This window comes from Desertibaculum subflavum, assembly GCA_003576705.1.
Taxonomy (GTDB): Bacteria; Pseudomonadota; Alphaproteobacteria; order Ferrovibrionales; family Ferrovibrionaceae; genus Desertibaculum; species Desertibaculum subflavum.
The window spans coordinates 114,117-134,419 of record QOZS01000007.1; the positions used below are offsets into that span (position 1 = coordinate 114,117).

Sequence of the window (20,303 nt, forward strand, 5' to 3'; positions counted from 1 at the left end):
GGGATTTAGGCATGCATCTCGGATTGATCGGCGGCATCGGGCCGGCCGCGACCGAGTTCTACTACCGCGGCCTGATCGACCGGCACGCGGCGGCGGGCACCTGCCCCGACCTCACCATCGCGCATGCCGATGTGCGCGACATGGTGCGCAACCTCGCGGCGCGCGATCCCGGTGCGCAGGCGGCGATCTTCGCCCGTCTGGTGCAGCGCCTGAAGGCGGCCGGCGCCGAGGCGGCCGTCGTCACCTCGATGGGCGGGCATTTCTGCATCAAGGAGCTGGAGGCGATCTCGCCCCTGCCGATGATCAACGGCGTGAACGCCGTGGCGGAGGAGATCGCCCGTCGGGGCCTGAAGTCGATCGGCATCATGGGCACCCGCATGGTGATGGAGAGCGGCCTGTACGGCCGGCTCACATCCATCCGCGTGGTGCTGCCCGAAGGCGAGGCGCTGCAGAAGGTGCACGAGACCTATGGCGCGATGGCGAGCGTCGGACGTATCACCGAGGCGCAGTGCCAATTCTTCCACGCGGCCGGTCGTGCCCTGGTCGATCGCGGCGCCGAGGCGGTGCTGCTCGGCGGCACCGACTTGTTCCTCGCCTTCCAGGGCGATGATCCGGGCTACCCGGTGCTCGACAGCGCCGATATCCATGTCGAGGCGGTGTACCGGCGCTCCCTCGCCGGCTAGGCAGCCGAGCGTGCGGACAATGCGCCCTCATGGGCGAGCAGCCAACGCTTGCGGGGCAGCCCGCCGCCATAGCCGGTCAGCGAGCCGTCGCTGCCGATCACCCGGTGGCATGGCACGATGATGCTGATCGGGTTGCTGCCATTGGCGAGACCGACGGCGCGCACCGCCTTGGGCCGGCCGATCTCGACCGCAAGCCCGCCATAGCTCCGCGTCTCGCCGGCCGGGATATTGCGCAATGCTGCCCAGACATCGCGCTGGAACGGCGTGCCGCCGGTTTCCACCGCGAGCGTGTCGATCGCCCGCAGGTCGCCGGCGAAATAGGCCTCGACCGCGCGCCGCGCCGGCGAGGCCGGTCGCTGCTCGACGATCTCAATGCCGCGCGCGCCGTAATGCAGCCTAAGCAGCTGGCGGAACCGGCCCTCGAAATCCTCCCAGTCCAGCGCGCGTACCCGTGCCGCTTCGTCGGTCAACAGGAGGATCGTGCCGATCGCGACCGGCACGCGTTCGAGTTTCAGGGTCAGTGGCGGCATGGGACGGGACCTCGAATCGATGTCGTGGCGCGATGATGCCGGCTCGCGCCGGTCGATGCTCGCCGTTTCCGGACCTGCAAACCGGCCAAGATGCCGGCGTCCGAAAACCGCGAGACTCTGGCCGTCCTACCGGCGATCATGCGGCCATGGATCTCGACCACGACGCCTGCTACCGCGCCATCCAGACCCGCGACGCCAGGTTCGACGGGCGGCTTTTCATCGCCGTCCGGACCACCGGCATCTATTGCCGGCCGATCTGTCCGGCGCGCACGCCGAAGCGCGAGAACGTCACCTTCTTCGCCTCCGCCGCCGCGGCGCAGGAAGCCGGTTTCCGCCCCTGCCTGCGCTGCCGGCCGGAAACCGCGCCGGATCTCGCCGCCTGGCGCGGCACCTCGAACACGGTCACGCGGGCGCTCTCGCTGATCGAATCCGGCGCGCTCGACGACGCCGATGTGGAAGCGCTGGCCGATCGCCTCGGCGTCGGCGAGCGTCAGCTGCGCCGTCTGTTCCGCCGCCATCTCGGCGCCTCGCCGGTCGCCGTCGCGCAGACCCGGCGCGTGCTGCTGGCGAAACAGCTGATCCACGAGACGCGCCTGCCGATGGCGGAGATCGCACTCGCCGCCGGCTTCGGCAGCATCCGCCGTTTCAACGAGACGTTCCAGCAGCTGTTCCGCCGCCCGCCCAGCGCGCTCCGCCGCGCCGGGGCGGCCGAAGTGCCGGCCGGCCCGACCGGCGAGGTGGTGATCCTGCTGCGCTACCGCCCGCCCTATGACTGGCCGGCCATGCTCGCCTTCCTGCGCGCGCGCTGCATCCCCGGCGTCGAGACGATCGGCGGCGAGCGCTATGCCCGCACCATCGAGATCGACGGCGCGACCGGCATCGTCGCGGTGGAGCCGGCCGCGGGTGCAGCCCTGAAGGCGACGATCCGCTTTCCGAAGCTGTCGGCGCTGCCGGTCATCATCGCGCGCCTGCGGCGTGTCTTCGATCTCGCCGCCGATCCGCAGGCGATCGGCGCGCATCTGGCCGAGGATCCGGCGCTGGCGCCGCTGGTCAAGGCGCGGCCGGGCCTGCGCGTGCCGGGCGCCTGGGACGGGTTCGAGCTCGCGGTGCGCGCCGTGCTCGGCCAGCAGATCACGGTGACGGCGGCGATCGGCCTCGCCGGCAAGCTGGTCGCGACCTATGGCGAGCGGCTGGCGCTCGCCCATATCGACCATCCGGCGCTGACCCATGTCTTCCCGCGGCCGGCGCGGCTGGCCGGCGCCGATATCGCGGCACTCGGCATGCCGCGCGCCCGCGGCGCGGCGCTCGCCGCGCTGGCGGCGACGGTCGCGGCCGATCCGCTGATCTTCGGCCCGAAGCGCAGCCTGGAAGAGGCGATCAGCCGGCTTCGCGCGCTCGCCGGCATCGGCGAATGGACGGCGCAGTACATCGCCATGCGCGAGCTCCGCGAGCCGGACGCCTTCCCGGCCGCCGATATCGGCCTGATGCGGGCCATGGCCGACGAGACCGGCCGCCGCCCGAGCGCCGCCGAACTGCTCGCGCGTGCCGAAGGCTGGCGGCCCTGGCGCGCCTATGCGGCGCAGCATCTCTGGGCCTCGCACGTGCCGGCGCCGGCGCCGCGTTTGAAGCAGGGCTGATCGGACACGTTGGCCTGGCGGCCGCCATTCAGCCACGCTCAACGATGGGTTTGGAAAAACTCGATTGTTATCGGGCCTGGCATGCGGCACATCGGCCCCCTCCGCCGCGCCGCGCCTTCGCGCCGCCGGCGCGAGGCCAAAGGAACGGGAATGATCGACGCCAACCTGACCATTCGTCGGGCACAGCCCGGCGACCGGGACGCCCTGCTCGACCTGCATGCCGAGAGCCTGCGGTCGCTCGGCCGTCACCATTACGGTCCCGAGGTGATCGAGGCGTTCCTCGCCGCGGGCACGCTCGATCCCGGCCTGATCGACGACCGCACCTACTTCGTGCTGGAAGGCAACGGCGCCACGATGGGCTGCGGCGGCTGGTCGGTGCGCCGGCCCGGCTTTGCCCGGCTTGCCGCGATCGGCATGGATGTCGGAGCGGTGCCCAAGGTGCGGGCGGTCTATATGCACCCGCGCTTCGCCCGCCAGGGTCTCGGCCGGCACCTGATGGTCTACATCGAGGCGGAGATCGTGCGTGCCGGCTTCGCGCGGGCGACCGTGACTTCGAGCCTGGCGAGCCTGCCGCTCTACCGGTCGATGGGATATCTGGGCGATGCGCCGGTCGTGCTCAATCTGCCCGGCCGGCAGTCCTTCGTGGGCATCGCATTGGAGAAGCGACTGGATTGCAGCCGCGCGCGCCGCGCCGCCGCCTAGGTCCGATCTCCGCTCGTTTGCTTCCGCGCCTGTGAACTGCACCACAGGCCGCTTCGGGCGCAAGCGCTAAACCTCGCCTCGTCAGCTGAAGACGAGGGCGGAGATGAGCGAGCGTCATGGCATGATCCGGCGGGCAACCCCCGCCGACCGCGAAGCCATCGTGGAAATGCAGGCCCACAGCTTTCGCACCCTGGGCCGGCATCACTATGGGTTTGAGGTCATCGAGGCCTTCATTCTGCATGTCGGGACGCTCGATCCGCACCTGATCGAGGACCGGACCTTCTTCGTGATCGAGCGCGACGACGCGATCCTGGCCTGCGGCGGCTGGTCGGTGCGCCGGCCGGCCTACGCGCTGCATGCCGCCAATGATGCCGAGCTGGCGCCGCAGGTGCCGATCGTCAGGGCCGTCTATGCCAGCGCGCAGATGCCGCGCCAGGGCCTCGGCCGGCGCATCATGGCCGAGATCGAGGCCGATATCCTGCGCGCGGGCTACGACCGGGCCTGCCTGACCGCGACCTTGAGCGGGCTGCCGCTCTACCGCGCCATCGGCTACCGGGGCGACGCACCGGTGGTGATGAGCCTGCCGGGCGGCCATCCCCTGGTCGGCATCGCGATGGAGAAACGACTGGACTCCGGCAGCGCACACCGCGCCGCCTGAGGCCGCGCGTCGGATGCGCGGGCCCGGCCGAGGGCGCATAATGCGGCGATGTCGGTCCATGCCCTCCGCACCGCCGCCTCGCCCGCGCTGCCCGCGGCGCCGGCGCTCGCCGCCGGTCCCGGCGGCGCGGTCTGGATCAGCCCGGATGGCGAGATCGAATCCATAAGCCATGCCGAGGCGCGGGCGCGGGTCGAACGCGAGGCGCCGATGGTCTGCCACGCCCCGGCGGTGGCGGCCCGGATCGAGGCGGTGCGCTTCCGCGCCTTCGACCTGCTGGAGCTGTTCGCCTTCGTGCGGCCGGCACGGTTCTGCCTGCCGACGCCGCGCGGCCTTGCCCGCGTGCTCGGCTTCGACCTGCCGCGCGACCATATCGCCGAGGCGCTGGTGCTGCCCGGTGCGGCGGCGCTGCTGCTGGCCGAGCTTGGCCGCACCGAGCCGCGCCGCATCAACGAGGTCGCGGCCATCGCCATGACCATGGCGAAAGGCGGCTGGCCCTGGGCGCCGGCGGTGCTGGCGGCGTTGGGCGAGCCGGCGCCGAAGCTCGGTCCCTATGGCGGGCTCGACATCTGGAACCGGCTCGCCGAGTGGAGCGAGCATGCGCCGCCGCCGCCGCCGGAGGATGCACCCGTCAGGCCGGAGGAAGCGCGCGAGCGGCTGGCCCAGATGGTCGGCGAGGGGGCCGAGGCGCGGCCGGCGCAATCCGACTACGCCGCCATCGCCGCCGCCGCCTTCGCGCCGCGCGACGCGGCGGGCGAGCCCAATATGGTGCTGGCCGAGGCGGGCACCGGCATCGGCAAGACGCTCGGCTATATCGCGCCGGCTTCGCTCTGGGCCGAGCGCAACGGCGCCTCGGTCTGGCTCTCGACCTACACCAAGAACCTGCAGCGCCAGATCGACCAGGAGCTCGACCGCCTCTACCCCGATCCGGCGGAGAAGGCGGAGAAGGTCGTGGTGCGCAAGGGCCGCGAGAACTACCTCTGCCTGCTCAACATGGAAGAGGCGGCGCAGGGCGGCGCCATGCGCCCGTCCGATGCGGTAGCGCTCGGCCTGATGGCGCGCTGGGCCCGGGTCAGCCGCGACGGCGACATGGTCGGCGGCGACTTCCCGGCCTGGCTGGTGGGCCTGCTCGGGCCCGCCCGCACGCTGGGGCTGACGGATCGGCGCGGCGAATGCGTCTATTCCGCCTGCCCGCATTACAAGAAATGCTTCATCGAGAGGGCCGGTCGGAAGTCGCGCCGGGCCGAGATCGTCATCGCCAACCATGCGCTGGTGATGCATCGCGCGGCGCGCGGCGCCGCCGCCGGCGAAGGCCCGAGCCGCTACGTGTTCGACGAGGGCCATCACATCTTCGACGCCGCGGACGGCACCTTCGCCGCCTTCCTCTCCGGCGCCGAGGGCACCGAGCTCCGCCGCTGGATTCGCGGTCCCGAAGGTGGCCGGCGCAGCCGGGCCCGCGGGCTGGAACGGCGCATCGGCGATCTGGTCGGGCCGGAAGATGCCGCGGCGTCCAAGGCGCTCCGCGCCGCGATTGCCGCGGCGGGCTCGCTGCCGGCCGAAGGCTGGCTCGCGCGGCTGACCGACGCGGCGCCGTCAGGCCCGGCCGAGGCCTTCCTGGCGCGCGTGCGCGAGCAGGTGCTGGCCCGCGCCAAGGATGCCGACGGGCCCTATGGCATCGAGACCGGCACGGAGGAGCCGGTGCCGGGATTGCTCACCGCCGCCGATACGCTGGCCCAGGCGCTCGACCAGCTGCGTGCACCGCTGCGCACGCTGATGAAGGCACTGCTGGCGCGGCTCGACGACGAGGCGGAGGAGCTCGATACGGCCACGCGGATCCGCATCGAGGCGGCGGTGCGCGGCATCGAGCGTCGGGCGCAAACGGTGGAAGGCTGGATCGCCATGCTCCGCGCGCTGGAGCGCGGCAAGGAGGATGCCTTCGTCGACTGGTTCGCCGTCGAGCGCATCGCCGGCCGCGACAGCGATGTCGGCATGCACCGCCACTGGGTCGATCCGACCGTGCCCTTCGCCGAGGCGCTGCTGCGCCGCGCGCATGGCGTCGTCGTCACCTCGGCCACCTTGCGCGACCAGGGGCCCGACCGCGACGAGGAGGCCGATTGGCGCAGCGCCGAGATGCGCACCGGCGCCCAGCATCTCGCCATGCCGGCAATCCGTACCAGCCTGGCGTCGCCCTTCGACTACGGTAAGCGAACGCGGGTTCTCGTCGTCACCGACGTGCGGCGGGACAGTCACGACCAGGTGGCGGCGGCGGTGCGCGAGCTGTTCCTCGCGTCCGGTGGCGGCGCGCTCGGCCTGTTCACCGCGATCTGGCGGCTGCGTGCGGTGCGGAAGCGCATTGCCCAGCCGCTCGACGATGCCGGCATCCCGCTGCTCGCCCAGCATGTCGACGGCATCGACACGCCGACCCTGATCGACATCTTCCGCGGCGAGGAGGATGCCTGCCTGCTCGGCACCGATGCGGTGCGCGACGGCGTCGACGTGCCCGGCCGCTCGCTCCGCCTGATCGTGTTCGACCGCGTGCCCTGGCCCCGGCCCGACATCCTGCACCGCGAGCGGCGCAAGCTGTTCGGCCGCCAGGCCTATGACGACATGCTGACGCGGCTCCGCCTGAAGCAGGCCTTCGGCCGCCTGATCCGCCGCGCCGACGACAGGGGCGTCTTCGTCATGCTCGACGCCATGCTGCCGTCGCGCCTGCTGACGGCGTTCCCGCCCGAGGTCGAAGTCGCGCGCATCGGATTGGCCGAAGCGATCAAGGTGACGCGGGAGTTTCTGTCTGAGGGGCCCGCCAGTGCAACGGCTGCCTCACCCTTCGAGACGCGCCCTTCGGGCGCTCCTCAAGATGAGGCAACCGACTGAAGGCTTACAGTCGTCCTCATCCTGAGGGGCCCCAAGGTCCCTGCCGGAGGCTGGGTGGCCGTCTCGAAGGGTGAGGACGCGTAACCGCCGCGCGTCACTCCGCCTTCAGGTCCATCTTCTGGATGTTCAGCGCGGCCGCGTCGCCGGCCGGGGTGCCGGCGGCGAGCTCGAGCACCCGCACCCAATCGGCGCGGGCCCCCTTGATGTCGCCGCTGGCGCGGCGCAGATGGCCGCGCTCGAGCAGCGCTTCCAGCTGATCCGGGTTGAGCGCGAGGGCGCGCTCGGCATCGGCGAAGGCGGCCTTGGCTTCGCCGAGGGCGCGATAGGCCGAGGCGCGGAAGGCGAGCGCCTCGGTGCGGTCGGGCTCGATCAGCAGCGCCGCGTCGAGATCGCCGAGCGCCTCGCGGAAGCTTTCGCGCGCCGCCCGCACGCGGGCGCGGTCGATATAGAGATCGGCGTCGCTCGGCCGCAGTGCCAGGGCCGAAGTCAGCACCGCGTCGGCGCGTTCGGCAAAGCCCGCCAGCAGCCAGGCGTTGCCGGCCTGGGACAGCACTTCCGGCACCAGGTCCGGGTTGGATTTGCGGAGGTCCCCGGCGAGCTGCTCCAGCCGGTCGGCGGCATCGGCATAGTGCTTCAGCTGGATCAGCGCCATGGCGGCGCAATGGCGGGCCGGGCTGCCGCCGCCGCGCTCGCGCCATTGCAGTGCACTTTCGAAGGCCTCGTCCGGCTGGCGTGCGGCAAGCCGAAGGCAGGCCTGGTACTTGACGTCGTCTTCGCCCTTGAATTCGGCCGCCGGCGCCGGCCGGACGAAAAGGGCAACGAGGCAGAAGGCGATGGCAGCGCGGGCGTGTCTCACGCGCCCCTGCTAGCACGCCGGCGCCCGCTTGCCCATGCGGCCGACTTGCCCTGCCGTCGGGGGGCCGGCAGGGTGCCCCAATGCCGCCCCGCCTGTTCTGCTTCGGCTATTCCTACAGCGCCGCGTTCCTGGCCCGGCGCCTTGGTCCCCGTGGCTTCCGCATTGCCGGAACGGCGCGGGCGGCCGCGCGGGTTGCCGAGCTCCGGGCCGCCGGAATCGAAGCCTATCAATTCGACGGCACGGCCGCGCTGCCGGCCGGGGCGCTGGACGGCACGACCCATATGCTCGCGTCGATCCCGCCCGATGCCGCCGGCGATCCGGCGCTGCGCCGGCACGGCGCCGACCTTGCGCGCCTGCCGGACCTCGCCTGGATCGGCTATCTCTCGACCACCGGCGTCTACGGCGACAGTGGCGGTGCCTGGGTCGACGAGACGACGCCCGTCGCGCCGCTGACCGAGCGCGCCGGGCGGCGGGTTGCCGCCGAGGCCGCCTGGCAGGCGCTGACGCCGCGAGCCCATATCTTCCGCCTGGCCGGCATCTACGGGCCCGGGCGAAGTGCGCTCGACCAGGTGCGGGCCGGCACCGCCCGGCGCGTGGTCAAGCCAGGCCAGGCTTTCTCGCGCATCCATGTCGCCGATATCGCCCAGGCGCTGGAAGCGTCGATCGCCCGTCCGGATCCCGGCGCCATCTACAACCTGTGCGACGACGAGCCGGCCGCTTCGGCGGATGTGGTCACCTTCGCCTGTGAGCTGCTCGGCCACGCGCCGCCGCCGGAAGTGCCGTTCGAGGCGGCGCAGCTATCCGACATGGCGCGCAGCTTCTATGGCGAGAGCCGGCGCGTCGGCAATGCCAAGGTCAAGCGCGAGCTTGGCCTGAGCCTGCTCTATCCGACCTACCGCGAAGGGCTGCGCGCCCTGGCCGGCGCTGGCTAGCGGTTATTGCTGCGGGACGCGCGATGGAGGAAGCTGTCGCCCGAGGGGGTGCATGAGCGAGCCGAATCACATCGCGACCGCCGCTGGCGGTGTGGGCGACCCGCATCCCGGCCGTCGGCGCATGATCGTCGGCCTGCGCGCGGTGGCCGTGTTGTCCATCATAAGCTGCGTCTATGGTCTTGCCGTCGCCGCGCCGGCCGGGCTGCTCAGCCCGTTCGAGCGCGTTGCCATGCCGGTCTCGGCGGCCGTCTCCGCCGTCATCCTGATCGCCGTCGGCCGGGTCTCGCTCGACGGCCTCGTCCTGCTCAGCCGGGCGGTCGCCGTGTTCTATTGCGGCTACATGGCCGCCAATCTCGCCAATGCGCTGCTGGTGACCGGCTCATTGGAAGCGGCGGCGATCTATCTCGGCTGGACTTTCCCGCTCTACATCTTCGCCTACTTCCTGGTCGGCCGAGCCTTCGCCCGCAATATCACGGTGCCGACCAGCGCCGCCATGGCCGCGGTGATCGTCGTCTACCTCGCCGGACAGGGCCGGGAGGGCGTGGAGAGCCTCCGGGGCGCTCTGCTGATCAACGCGATCCTGGCGCAGTTCATCGCCATCGCGCTGCTGCTCAGCGTGGCGCGCTTTCGCGAGCTGTATGCGATGGAGCGTGCCCGCGCCGCGGCGGCCGGCGAGCGTCTTGCTGCCAGCGAGCATCTGGCGCAGCAGCTGCAGGCGAGCGAAGCGCGCTACCGCAGCCTGGTCGAGAACTCGCTCGACGTGATCTGCATGCTGGACCGGGGCGGCCGGTTCCGCGATGTCGGCCCGCGCAGCCGCGAGGTCTGGGGCCATGCGCCGGATGCGCTGCGCGGTATCGCGCTGCTCGACATCGTGCATGCCGACGACCGCGAAGCGGCGTCCAGCTTCCTGCAGGCGGCAATGCAGAGCGACGGGCCGATCAGCAGCGAGATCCGCATCCAGGCCGCGGACGGGCGCGCCGTGCCGATGCTGTGGCTGGCGCGCTGGATGGCGTCGGAACAGGGGATCCATGCCGCGGCGCGCGACGTCAGCGAGCGGGTCGAGGCGGAGGCGCGCATCCGCCAGTCGCAGAAGCTCGAAGCGGTCGGCCAGCTCACCGGCGGCGTCGCGCACGACTTCAACAACCTGCTGACCGTGGTGATCGGCAACGCCTCGATGATCGAGCGCCATGCCAAGGAACAGGTGATCGGCTCGCTGGCGGCGATGATCCGCGCCGCGGCGGAGCGCGGCGCCGACCTGACCCGCCGCCTGCTGACCTTCGCCCGGCGCCAGCCGCTTCGTCCGCAATCGGTCGAGCTCGCCGCGCTGGTGCAGGGCGGTCTGCCGTTGGTCACCCGCGCGGTCGGCGAGCACATCGTGGTCAAGGTCGACCCCGCCCCGGCCGAGCTCTGGACCAAGGTCGATCCGGCCGAGCTCGAAAGCGCCATTCTCAACCTTGCCATCAATGCCCGCGACGCCATGCCCGCCGGCGGCACGCTGACGCTGTCCATGGGGCAGATGGAGATCGGCCCGGCCGAAGCGGCCGACAGCGACCTCGAGCCCGGCCGCTACGTCACCCTCGACGTGACCGATACTGGCAGCGGCATGACGCCCGAAGTGATGCGCCGCGCCGTCGAGCCCTTCTTTACCACCAAGCCGCCGGGCAAGGGCACCGGTCTCGGCCTTAGCGCCGTCTACGGCTTCGCCCGCCAGTCCGGCGGCGGGCTGCAGCTCAGGAGCGATATCGGCCGCGGCACCACCATCACCATCCAGCTGCCGGTCGCGGCGCCGGCGGAGCCGGCCTCCACCGCCTTGCTGCCGGAGCCGATGGCCGACCCCGCCGGCAGCCGCATCCTGGTGGTGGAAGACGACGCGCTGGTGCGCAATTTCGTCGCCAAGCAGCTGGAACGGCTCGGTTTCGTCGTCGAGGCCGTGGGCGACGCGCGGGCCGCGCTCGACCGCATCGAGGCGGCGGTGCCGTTCGACCTGTTGTTTACCGACATCGTCATGCCGGGCGGCATGAACGGGCGCGAGCTTGCCGAGGAGGCGCGCCGCCGCCGGCCCCATCTGCCGATCCTGCTGACCTCCGGCTTTACCGACGATGCGTCCGCCGAGGGCGGCCCCTTCCCGATCATCCGCAAGCCCTACAAGCCGAGCGAGCTGGCCCGGGTGATCCGCGAGCAGCTGCGCGCGGCTGCCTGATCAGCCTTGTCCGACCTGCCGGCACAGCGCCTCGACGGTGGTGCACAGCCGGGCGATGTCGGCCGGCGTCGACAGCCGGTGATCGCCGTCCTTGACCAGGGTCAGCGTGACGTCGACGCCGCCGAGCGCCTCCAGCAGGCGCAGCGAATGCCGCCAGGGCACGTCCGCATCCTGCACGCCGTGCAGCAGGCGGACCGGGCAGGCGAGGCCGCCCAGCCGGTTGAGCACGAGGTGGTCGCGCCCCTCCTCGATCAGCCTGAGGGTGATGGGATACGGGTCGTCGGAATATTGCGACGGCCGGCGCCAGACGCCGTCACGGGCCAGGACGGCGCGCGCCTCGTCGGAAAGCTCCGGCCACATCAGCTCCTGGGTGAAATCCGGCGCCGCGGCGACGCCGACCAGGCCTTTCACCCGTTCCGGACGCGCCAGCGCCGCCAGCAGCATCATCCAGCCGCCCATCGACGAGCCGACGACGACGAGCGGGTCTTGCACCACCTCGTCGATCACCGCCAGGGTATCGTCCTTCCAGCGCCCGATCGTCGCCTGCTCGAAATCGCCGGGCGAGGCGCCATGCGCGTAGTAGTCGAAGCGGATGAAGCCGCGACCCTCGGCACGGCAGCTCGCTTCGAGCGCCAAGGCCTTCGTTCCCGTCATGTCAGACTTGAAGCCGCCGCAGAACATCACAACAGGCGGCTTGCCGGATAGGGCATGATAGGCGATGGTCGTGCCGTCGGGTCGTACGAGTCGGGCGGGCGCGGCTTGGGCCGTCATTGGTCACCAGGAGTGGAAAAGCTGCAGAACCGCGGCGAAGCTAGCATCGCCGAGGCCGTGCCGGAACGGCGCGCCCTGTCGGTGATGCAGGTGATCACCCGGCTCGAGGCGGGCGGCGCCGAGCGCACGACCGTCGAGATCGCCGATGCGCTGGCGCGCGCCCGCTATGGCGCGGTGGTCGTCTCGGAAGGCGGCCCGGTCAGCCGCGAGGTCGAACGCGTCGGCGCCCAGCACGTCACTTTGCCGCTGTCGAACCAGGGCATGCTGGCGGCGCGGCGCAACACCAAGCTGCTGGTGGAGACGGCGCGCACGCACCGGGTGAACCTCATTCACCTGCGGGCGGTCGAGCCCGCCGCCAGCGCCAAGGCGGCAGCCGAGGCGCTCGCGGTGCCGCTCGTTTCCACTTTCTACGACGCGGGCGGCACGCTCGGCCGGCGCCAGCTCCGCGACATGCTGGCCGCGGATCGCGTCATCGCCGGCTCCGCCTATGCGGCCAAGCGGCTGCAGGAGGCGCATGGCCTGGCGCCGGAGAAGATCGTCACCATCCCGCGCGGCATCGACCTCGACCGCTTCGACCCGGCCCGCGTCTCGACCGAGCGGGTCATCACGCTCGCCCGCGAATGGCGGCTGCCGGACGGCATGCCGGTGGCGCTGCTGCCCGGCGCCCTGATCGAGGACAAGGGCCATGCCACCTTCATCGAGGCGCTGGCCCTCTTGCCGGGCGCCGAGGTGATCGGCGTCATCCTGGCGCCGGAAGGCGGCGAGGCGCGCTACCGCGACAAGCTGATCAAGCTGGCCAAGAGCCGCGGCCTGGGCGGCCGGCTCAGGCTGATCGAAGGCTGCCGCGACGTGCCGGCGGCCTACCAGCTGGCCGATGTGGTGGTGTCGCCGGCGCTCCGCCCGACCTCCTCGAACCGCGTTCTGGCCGAGGCACAGGCGATGGGCCGGCCGGTCATCGCGACCGCCCACGGCGCCGCGGCGGAGATCGTGCGCGACGGCGAGACCGGCTGGCTGATCGCGCCCGGCGAGGCGAAGGTGCTCGCCGATACCTTGCAGGCCGCGATGCGGCTCGACCTGGAGACGCGCCGGGCGGTGGCGGTCGCGGCGCGCGCGCATGTCGAGACGAATTTCGACGTCGACCTGATGTGTGCGCGGACGCTGGCGCTGTACGAAGACCTGGTCACGGCGCGGCGCCGGGCGGCCCCTTCAGCTCGATGACATTGCCCTCCGGGTCGTTCAGGTAGACCGACGGGCCGTCGCCCTCGGCGCCGTAGCGCGTGACCACTTCGCCGATCTCGACGCCGAAACGGCCAAGCTGGGCCCGGATCGCGCTCGCCTCGAAGGGCTCGATGCGGATGCAGAGGTGGTCCATGTTGCCCGCCGCTTCGGAACCGCGACCGGCGATCAGGTCGATCATCGAGCGGCCGGCGCGCATCTGCACCAGCTGGAGCCGCTCCAGCCGCCGCTCCTCCACGCAGCCGATGGCGTCGCGATAGAAGGCGACCATGCGCTCCAGGTCGCGCACGCGCACGACGACATGGTCCAGGCCGACGATTTGGAAACCGCTCATTTCTGGAACCTCTTGAGCAGCTCGCGCGCCGCGGCGGCAGGGTTCAGCTGGCCCGCCGCGACGCGGCGCTCGATCTCGGGCAGCGCGCGGGCGACGGCCGGATAGGCGCGGAACGCGGCGGTGAGGCCTTCGCGGATCTCGCCCCAGAGCCAGGTATTCGCCTGCTGGGCGCGGCGCCGGCCAAGCTCGCCCTCGGCCTCCGCCGCCTTGCGGAAATCCTCGACCGAGCGCCAGACCGCATCGAGGCCGTCGCGGTTGAGCGCCGAGGCGAGCAGCACGCGCGGCCGCCAGAACGCGAGCTTGGCCCGCATCAGCCGCAGCGCCGATCCGTATTCGGTGGCGGCGAGCCGGGCCGCCGGCAGCAAGTCGCCATCGGCCTTGTTGACCACGACGAGGTCGGCGATCTCCATGATGCCGCGCTTGATGCCCTGCAGCTCGTCGCCGCCGCCGGGCGCCAGCAGCAGCAGGAACAGGTCGACCATCTCGGCGACGGCCGTCTCCGACTGGCCGACGCCGACGGTCTCGATGATGACCACGTCGAAGCCCGCCGCCTCGGCCAGCAGCATCGCCTCGCGCGTGCGCCGCGCCACGCCGCCCAAGGTGCGGCCGGCGGGCGAGGGGCGGATGAAGGCGGCGGGATCGCGCGCCAGCTCCTCCATCCGCGTCTTGTCGCCGAGGATCGACCCGCCGGACAGCGCCGACGAAGGGTCGACCGCCAGCACGGCCACCCGCTTGCCGGCGGCCGTCAGATAGCGGCCGAAGGCCTCGATGAAGGTCGACTTGCCGACGCCGGGCGTGCCGGTGATGCCGAGCCGGATCGCCTTGCCGGTCCGAGGCAGCACCTTGTCGATCACCGCCTCGGCGATGCGTCGATGGTCGTCGCGGGTGGACTCGGCCAGCGTGATCGCCCGCGCCAGCGCCCGCCGCTCGCCGGCCAGCAAGGCGGTGGCGAGGGCATCCGGATCGCTGACGCGGCGATAGTCGGTCGCGGCGGGGGATTTCGCGTGCATCGCGGGGTTACCTATCACAGTCCCGCCGCCCCACACGACCCGGTGAGGGAGTTGCCGCGGCGCCGGGGAAGCCCCATCTTCGGCGCATGCGACGCCTTGCCCTCGCCACGCTTGCCTTGTGCCTGATGCCCGGTCTTGCCCGGGCGACGGCGCCGGAACGCTATAGCTTCGGCTATCTGGTGCAATTCGTCGGCCTGTTCGACCTGAAGATGGAAGGGGCGATCGAGCTGACGCCGGACCGCTACGTCATCACCATGGACGTGCGGACCGAGGGCATGGCCGATTCGCTGACGCGCTACCGCATGGCGGCGCGCTCCGAAGGGGCGCACGGTTCCCCGGTCGCCGCGCTGGCGCATGAGAGCCGGGTGACCAGCCGCTTCATCGATCCGCGCACCGCCAAGGTGCGCTGGGATGCCGCCGGCATCGCGCATGCCGAGATGGTGCCGCCGCCGAAGAAGGACGGGCGCGATCCGGTGCGGCCCGAGATGACGCGCGGCGCCATCGATCCGCTCAGCGCGCTGCTGGCGGCCATCCTGCGGCCCAGTGCGGCGGAGGCCTGCAGCGCGCACATCCCGGTGTTCGACGGCCGGCGCCGCTACGATCTTTACCCCAAGGCGACCGGGACGGAGAAGATCGAGCCGCGTATCGCCGGCGCGTTCCGGGGCGAGGCGCTGCATTGCGTGCTGTATGTCGACCGCATCGCCGGCTATTCGGCCAAGTACGACACGGCGACGCGCGGGCCGGACGAGCCGGGCTTCGAGGTGTGGTTCGCCCGCCGGTCCGACGTCGACATCCTGCTGCCCGCCAAGGTCTATGCCGATACCCGCTATGGCGAGGTGGTGGCGACGCTCGCGCGGCTCGAGAAGGACGGCCGGCCGATCGACCTGCAGGCGCGCTGACCGCGCGCGGTCAGAACGCATAGATGAGGGTAGGGATCTCGGCATCGAGGAAGACGTCCTTCATCTCGGCGACGACGCGCAGGCCCTGCGCGTTCCAGAACGCGCTGGCCCGCCGGTTGGCGGCGAGCGAATGCACGAACAGGCCGGGGCCGCAAAGCTCGCGCGCATCGGCGAACAGCGCCTCGGCGATGCCGCGGTCGTCGAAGGCGGGATCGACCTGCAGCGACCAGAGCCGGGCCCGCTCCACCGCGACGAAACCGATCACCGCGCCGTCGGTCGCCGCCACCCGCACGACGAAATCGGTCCGGCCCTCGCGAAAGCTGCGCCGCCAAGTGTAGGGGATGCGGGCGAGCCAGGCTTCCGCCACCTCGGGCGGGACATGCGGCGCGTAGTGCTCGCGCCAGGCGGCGGCATCGACCGCCGCAATCGGCTCCAGATCATCCGGAGCCGCCGCGCGGATGTCGACCGGCATCCACGCGGTGTGGTCGCTCACGCCGCCTCGCGCCGTCCTTGCAGCAGCGCGATGATCTCGGCCGCAGCCGCGACCAGGTTGGTGCCGGGCCCGTAGATGCCGGCGACCCCGGCCTCGCGCAGGAAGGGATAGTCCTGCGGCGGGATGACGCCGCCGACGACCACCAGGATGTCGTCCGCGCCCTGCGCCTTCAGCGCCTGGATCAGCCCCGGCACCAGGGTCTTGTGGCCGGCCGCCTGGGTCGAGACGCCGATCACGTGCACGTCGTTCTCGATCGCGTCGCGCGCGGCTTCCTCCGGCGTCTGGAACAGTGGGCCCACATCGACGTCGAAGCCGATATCGGCGAAGCCGGTGGCGATCACCTTGGCGCCGCGGTCATGGCCGTCCTGGCCCATCTTGACCACCAGGATGCGCGGCCGGCGGCCTTCCGCCTTGGCGAAGCCTTCGACCTCGCGCTGCACTTTGGCAAAGCCGGCATCGCCCTCGTAGGCGCCGCCATAGACGCCGGCGACGGAGCGGATCTCCGCCCGATGCCGGCCGAACACCTTCTCCATCGCGTCCGAGATCTCGCCGACCGTCGCCCGCGCGCGCGCGGCGTTGACGGCGAGCTCCAGCAGGTTGCCGTTTGCCGCGGCGCCGTTGGTCAGCGCCTCCAGCGCGGCGGCGCAGGCCTTGGCATCGCGCGTCTGCTTGATGCGCGAGAGGCGGGTGATCTGCGCCTCGCGCACCTTGTCGTTGTCGACCACCAGGACGTCGACCTGCTGGTCGTCCTTCGCCTGGTACTTGTTGACGCCGACGATGACCTCTTCCTTGCGGTCGATCCGCGCCTGCTTCAGCGCCGCCGCCTCCTCGATGCGCAGCTTCGGCATGCCGCTTTCGACCGCCTTGGTCATGCCGCCCAGCGCTTCGACCTCCTCGATCAGCTGCCAGGCATGCGCGGCGAGCGAGTGGGTCAGCGCCTCGACATACCAGGAGCCGCCGAGCGGATCGACGACCTTGGTCACGCCGCTCTCCTCGGCGATGATCAGCTGGGTGTTGCGGGCGATGCGGGCGGAAAAGTCGGTCGGCAGCGCCAGCGCCTCGTCCAGCGCATTGGTGTGCAGCGATTGCGTCCCGCCGAGCACGGCGGCCAGCGCCTCGAGCGTGGTGCGGATCACGTTGTTGTAGGGATCCTGCGCGGTCAGCGAAACGCCGGATGTCTGGCAATGCGTGCGCAGCATCGACGAGACCGGCTTCTTCGGGTTGAACTCGCGCATCACCCGCGCCCAGAGCAGGCGCGCGGCGCGCAGCTTCGCCACTTCCATGAAGAAGTTCATGCCGATGGCGAAGAAGAACGAGAGCCGGCCGGCGAAGGCGTCGACATCGAGCCCGCGCGCCAGCGCCTGGCGCACATATTCCTTGCCGTCGGCGATGGTGAAGCCGAGCTCCTGCACCGCGGTCGCCCCGGCCTCCTGCATGTGGTAGCCGGAGATCGAGATCGAGTTGAATTTCGGCATCCGCTTCGCCGTGTACTCGATGATGTCGGCGACGATGCGCATCGATGGCCCGGGCGGATAGATATAGGTGTTGCGGACCATGAACTCCTTCAGGATGTCGTTCTGGATGGTGCCGGCGAGCTTGTCCGCGCCGACGCCCTGCTCCTCCGCCGCGACGATGTAGTTCGCCAAGGTCGGGATCACCGCGCCGTTCATCGTCATCGACACCGACATCTTGTCGAGCGGAATGCCGTCGAACAGGATCTTCATGTCCTCGACGCTGTCGATCGCCACGCCGGCCTTGCCGACATCGCCGACCACGCGCGGATGGTCGCTGTCGTAACCGCGATGGGTGGCGAGATCGAAGGCGACCGAGAGCCCGGCCTGGCCGGCGGCGAGGTTGCGCCGGTAGAAGGCGTTCGACTCCTCCGCGGTGGAGAAGCCGGCATATTGCCGGATGGTCCACGGACGGTTCGCGTACATGGTGGCGCGCACGCCGCGGGTGAACGGCTCGAAGCCAGGGAATTGCTGCAGCTCCAGGCCGGCCAGGTCCGCCGCCGTGTAGAGCGGCTTGATGGCAATGCCTTCCGGCGTGTTCCAGGCCAGGCTCGCGGCCTCGGCCCCGCCAAGCTCGCCCGCCGCGAGCTTCTGCCAGTCCTCAAGCGTCGGTTTGCGGCTACTCATGGGCGCTGCCTCGGTACGCATATCGTTACATGGTGTTGCGCCGCAGTATGGGGAGGGGGCCGGTCGGAATCAAACCAGCGGCATGTCTGTTCCGCGGTCTCGCTCCGCGGAGGGCGGCGCATTTGTTGCGCGGCGCATCTGTTCCGCCGGCTGCCTCCGGTGCCTCGGATTTCCCTCGGGCCGAGGCGGCATATCCGTTCCGCGGCGCATCTGTTCCGCTCGGATAGTAGGGTTGGCGCTGATGGAGCGGGAGTCCGCTGCGGTGCGGTCACACGATCAACATGCAGGCCGGTTTTGCCGATCATGAGATTTTACCGTCGCTCCTGGTGGAGTTCGATAAAATATTGTATCACGATATAATTGGCAACGCCACGGCGCGAAGGCCCCAGATCCATAAAATTTGAATAAAACCTATAGCGTTAACGGGTTCGGGCGTGGCCTAATCCGGCTGTTCGGGTGGTTCTGGTGCGTCGGAGGTCGCGATGAAAACGGTTGCAACGCTGATCCGACGCTTCCTGTGGATCAACCTCGCGCTCGCCATCCCGACCTACACCTATTTCATGTATCAGCTGAAACAGGCCGGCCTCTGGTGATGGCGGCCTGAGGGTCGACCGGCTCGAGCTCGGCCGAACCGATCCCCGCCGGCAGGGTCAGCAGCAGCCGCATCAGCTCCGGCTGGCGGCGCGTGCCGGTCTTGCGGAAGATCGCCGCCAGGTGGCTGCGCGCGGTGGCCCAGGCCATGCCGAGCGCCTGCGCCGCCTGCTCGATGGTGTCGCCGGCGGCGAGCTGCTCGGCGACCCGGGTCTCGGTCGCCGTCAGGCCGTAGAGCGGCCCGAGCAGATGCCCGACCGGCGGCGCCAGTGCCGTGGGATCGGCGATCAGCACGCAGGCCGCGGGCACCACGCTGGCGACGATCGCGGCAGTGGGCGGCAGCGGCATCACCTGCACGGTGTAGTCGCGCGCGCCGGTCTTGCGGGCGAGGCGCAGCGCGCCGCCGCCCCGCTTCTCGGGCTTCACCGCGGCGCCGATCAGGCGCTGCAGCTTGGCGTCGTCGCCGGCGCGGAGCGCGTGCATGCCGTCGGGCAAGAGGGCGAAGCCATCGGCGCGCGCCGCCATCGCTTCCGCCGCGCGGTTGGCGAAGGCGACGCGGCCATGCGCATCGATCACCAGGATGCCGGTCGGGTTGAGATCGAGCAGCGCGGCGGCGGCGCCGCCCGGGGTCAATGCCAGGCCGAGCCGGCGCTCCAGCAGGAAGGCGCGCTCGAAATGCGGCATCAAGGCGCCGAACAGCGCGATCTCCTCCGGCGTCGCGTGGCCGGCGGCGCGCGGGCGGTGCAGGCAGATGGTGGCCCCGATGCCCTGGGCCGGATCGGTCTGCGCGCCGAGATAGTAGCGGTGGCCGGTATGCCGCTCGACCAGCGCGTAATAGGGGTCGCGGTCCATCTCCGCTTCGGTCGAATGCAGGGCGTCGTAGCGGATGCGGATGGTGGCCAGGTTGTCGAGCAGGAAGCGGCGCTGCGGATCGATATGGCAATAGCCTTCGTCGCTGTAGCGCCGGCCGAAATCCGGATCGATGCGGTGCCAGATGCCGGCCGAAACCGGTCGCCGCTCCATGCAGGCGCCGACCCTGGCCTGGCGGTCGAAGGAGAAGATGCTGGCGCCGGCGAAGCGCGTGGCCTGCAGCAGCCGGTCCCAGGCGACGGCCCAGGGCAGCTCGCCGCCGCCCGCGGCGTAGAAGCCGTCGATCACGTCGAAGACGTTGTCGTGCAGCGCCAAGCCGATCCCCCGTCCCCGGCTTGCACGGCCATCGCCTTGCCGGATATCCGACAGGCGGCCCGTGCAACAATGTAATCATTCCAGAAAGATAGGGGCATGCACAAGCGAAACGAGGCGGCCGCTGGGGGCGCGGCCGCCTCGCCGTTCGACGCTTGATACCGGTCCTGCAGCCTACCCGCGCCGGCGGTTCCGCCGGCGCCAGGCTTCAGGCCCAGGTCTTAGGCGGTGAGCGAGATCGCCTCGCGCCCCTTTGGCGTGTCGACGACCTTCATGGAGACCGGCTGGCCTTCGCCGAGCGTGGCGAGACCGGCGCGCTCGAGCACCGAGATGTGCACGAACACGTCCTTGCCGCCATCGTCGGCGGCAACGAAGCCGAAGCCCTTCTGGCCGTTGAACCACTTCACCTTGCCGCTGACATCGACCGCGGTGGAGGGGTCCGGCGCCTGGCGGGGGGCGCGCGGCGGGCGCGGGCCGCCGAAGCCGCCGCCTCCGCCACCGAACCGATCACCGCCACCGAACCGGCCGCCGCCACCGCCGAAGCGGCCGCCTGCGCCAGCGCCACCGCCGCCACCGAAGC

18 protein-coding genes are annotated in these 20,303 nt (G+C 71.1%); 9 read left to right on the top strand and 9 right to left on the bottom strand.

The window, feature by feature from the left end:
* Positions 1-11: 11 nt before the first annotated feature.
* Complete coding sequence (locus DT074_RS05670) at positions 12-683, top strand: aspartate/glutamate racemase family protein (protein ID WP_119418847.1); 672 nt, start codon at positions 12-14, stop codon at positions 681-683.
* Here the strand turns inward: DT074_RS05670 and ogt are convergent.
* Positions 680-1,213, bottom strand: coding sequence for a methylated-DNA--[protein]-cysteine S-methyltransferase (gene ogt / locus DT074_RS05675; RefSeq protein WP_119418848.1), 534 nt, complete (start codon positions 1,211-1,213; stop codon positions 680-682). The genes DT074_RS05670 and ogt overlap by 4 nt on opposite strands.
* Before the next feature lie 146 nt (positions 1,214-1,359).
* Between ogt and DT074_RS05680 the strand changes: the two genes are divergently transcribed.
* From DT074_RS05680 to DT074_RS05695, 4 genes are all read left to right on the top strand, one after another.
* Positions 1,360-2,850, top strand: coding sequence for an AlkA N-terminal domain-containing protein (locus DT074_RS05680; protein WP_119418849.1), 1,491 nt, complete (start codon positions 1,360-1,362; stop codon positions 2,848-2,850).
* A gap of 150 nt (positions 2,851-3,000) precedes the next feature.
* Positions 3,001-3,552, top strand: a complete 552-nt coding sequence (locus DT074_RS05685) for a GNAT family N-acetyltransferase (protein WP_162914653.1) — start codon at positions 3,001-3,003, stop codon at positions 3,550-3,552.
* A gap of 103 nt (positions 3,553-3,655) precedes the next feature.
* Positions 3,656-4,210 carry a GNAT family N-acetyltransferase gene (locus tag DT074_RS05690; protein WP_119418851.1) on the top strand — a complete coding sequence of 185 codons (555 nt, stop codon included), beginning with the start codon at positions 3,656-3,658 and terminating at the stop codon, positions 4,208-4,210.
* 48 nt (positions 4,211-4,258) lie between these two features.
* Positions 4,259-7,081, top strand: coding sequence for an ATP-dependent DNA helicase (locus DT074_RS05695; protein ID WP_119418852.1), 2,823 nt, complete (start codon positions 4,259-4,261; stop codon positions 7,079-7,081).
* A gap of 94 nt (positions 7,082-7,175) precedes the next feature.
* On the opposite strand, the gene DT074_RS05700 is transcribed toward DT074_RS05695, so the two are convergent.
* On the bottom strand, positions 7,176-7,937 hold the full coding sequence (locus DT074_RS05700; protein WP_119418853.1) for a tetratricopeptide repeat protein: 762 nt from the start codon (positions 7,935-7,937) through the stop codon (positions 7,176-7,178).
* Positions 7,938-8,017: 80 nt separating this feature from the next.
* On the opposite strand from DT074_RS05700, the gene DT074_RS05705 reads away from it, so the two are divergent.
* Complete coding sequence (locus DT074_RS05705; RefSeq protein ID WP_119418854.1) at positions 8,018-8,869, top strand: SDR family oxidoreductase; 852 nt, start codon at positions 8,018-8,020, stop codon at positions 8,867-8,869.
* A 52-nt stretch (positions 8,870-8,921) separates the two neighbouring features.
* Positions 8,922-11,069, top strand: a complete 2,148-nt coding sequence (locus DT074_RS05710; protein WP_119418855.1) for a hybrid sensor histidine kinase/response regulator — start codon at positions 8,922-8,924, stop codon at positions 11,067-11,069.
* Here the strand turns inward: DT074_RS05710 and DT074_RS05715 are convergent, their stop codons facing one another.
* Positions 11,070-11,840 carry an alpha/beta hydrolase family protein gene (locus DT074_RS05715; protein ID WP_368744453.1) on the bottom strand — a complete coding sequence of 257 codons (771 nt, stop codon included), beginning with the start codon at positions 11,838-11,840 and terminating at the stop codon, positions 11,070-11,072.
* 12 nt (positions 11,841-11,852) lie between these two features.
* On the opposite strand from DT074_RS05715, the gene DT074_RS05720 reads away from it, so the two are divergent.
* Complete coding sequence (locus tag DT074_RS05720) at positions 11,853-13,058, top strand: glycosyltransferase (RefSeq protein ID WP_162914654.1); 1,206 nt, start codon at positions 11,853-11,855, stop codon at positions 13,056-13,058.
* On the opposite strand, the gene DT074_RS05725 is transcribed toward DT074_RS05720, so the two are convergent.
* Positions 13,021-13,410 (bottom strand): VOC family protein, encoded by a 390-nt coding sequence (locus DT074_RS05725; RefSeq protein ID WP_119418858.1) that lies wholly within the window; start codon positions 13,408-13,410, stop codon positions 13,021-13,023. The two genes, DT074_RS05720 and DT074_RS05725, sit on opposite strands and share 38 nt — an antisense overlap.
* Positions 13,407-14,420 carry a methylmalonyl Co-A mutase-associated GTPase MeaB gene (gene meaB / locus DT074_RS05730; protein ID WP_119418859.1) on the bottom strand — a complete coding sequence of 338 codons (1,014 nt, stop codon included), beginning with the start codon at positions 14,418-14,420 and terminating at the stop codon, positions 13,407-13,409. Before meaB ends, DT074_RS05725 begins: the two co-directional genes overlap by 4 nt.
* An 86-nt stretch (positions 14,421-14,506) precedes the next feature.
* On the opposite strand from meaB, the gene DT074_RS05735 reads away from it, so the two are divergent.
* Entirely contained in the window at positions 14,507-15,319 is an 813-nt protein-coding gene (locus DT074_RS05735; RefSeq protein ID WP_119418860.1) for a DUF3108 domain-containing protein, read from the top strand.
* Between the two features lie 10 nt (positions 15,320-15,329).
* On the opposite strand, the gene DT074_RS05740 is transcribed toward DT074_RS05735, so the two are convergent.
* The 4 genes from DT074_RS05740 to DT074_RS28425 form a co-directional block, all read right to left on the bottom strand.
* On the bottom strand, positions 15,330-15,812 hold the full coding sequence (locus tag DT074_RS05740; RefSeq protein ID WP_119418861.1) for a GNAT family N-acetyltransferase: 483 nt from the start codon (positions 15,810-15,812) through the stop codon (positions 15,330-15,332).
* Positions 15,809-17,950: a methylmalonyl-CoA mutase gene (gene scpA / locus DT074_RS05745; protein ID WP_119418862.1), complete on the bottom strand. Its 2,142-nt coding sequence runs from the start codon at positions 17,948-17,950 to the stop codon at positions 15,809-15,811. The genes DT074_RS05740 and scpA overlap by 4 nt, the downstream gene beginning before the upstream one ends.
* Before the next feature lie 558 nt (positions 17,951-18,508).
* On the bottom strand, positions 18,509-19,726 hold the full coding sequence (locus DT074_RS05750) for a helix-turn-helix transcriptional regulator (protein ID WP_119418863.1): 1,218 nt from the start codon (positions 19,724-19,726) through the stop codon (positions 18,509-18,511).
* 218 nt (positions 19,727-19,944) lie between these two features.
* Positions 19,945-20,303 (bottom strand): cold-shock protein (locus tag DT074_RS28425; RefSeq protein ID WP_368744457.1); only part of this gene is annotated, 359 nt, incomplete at its 5' end.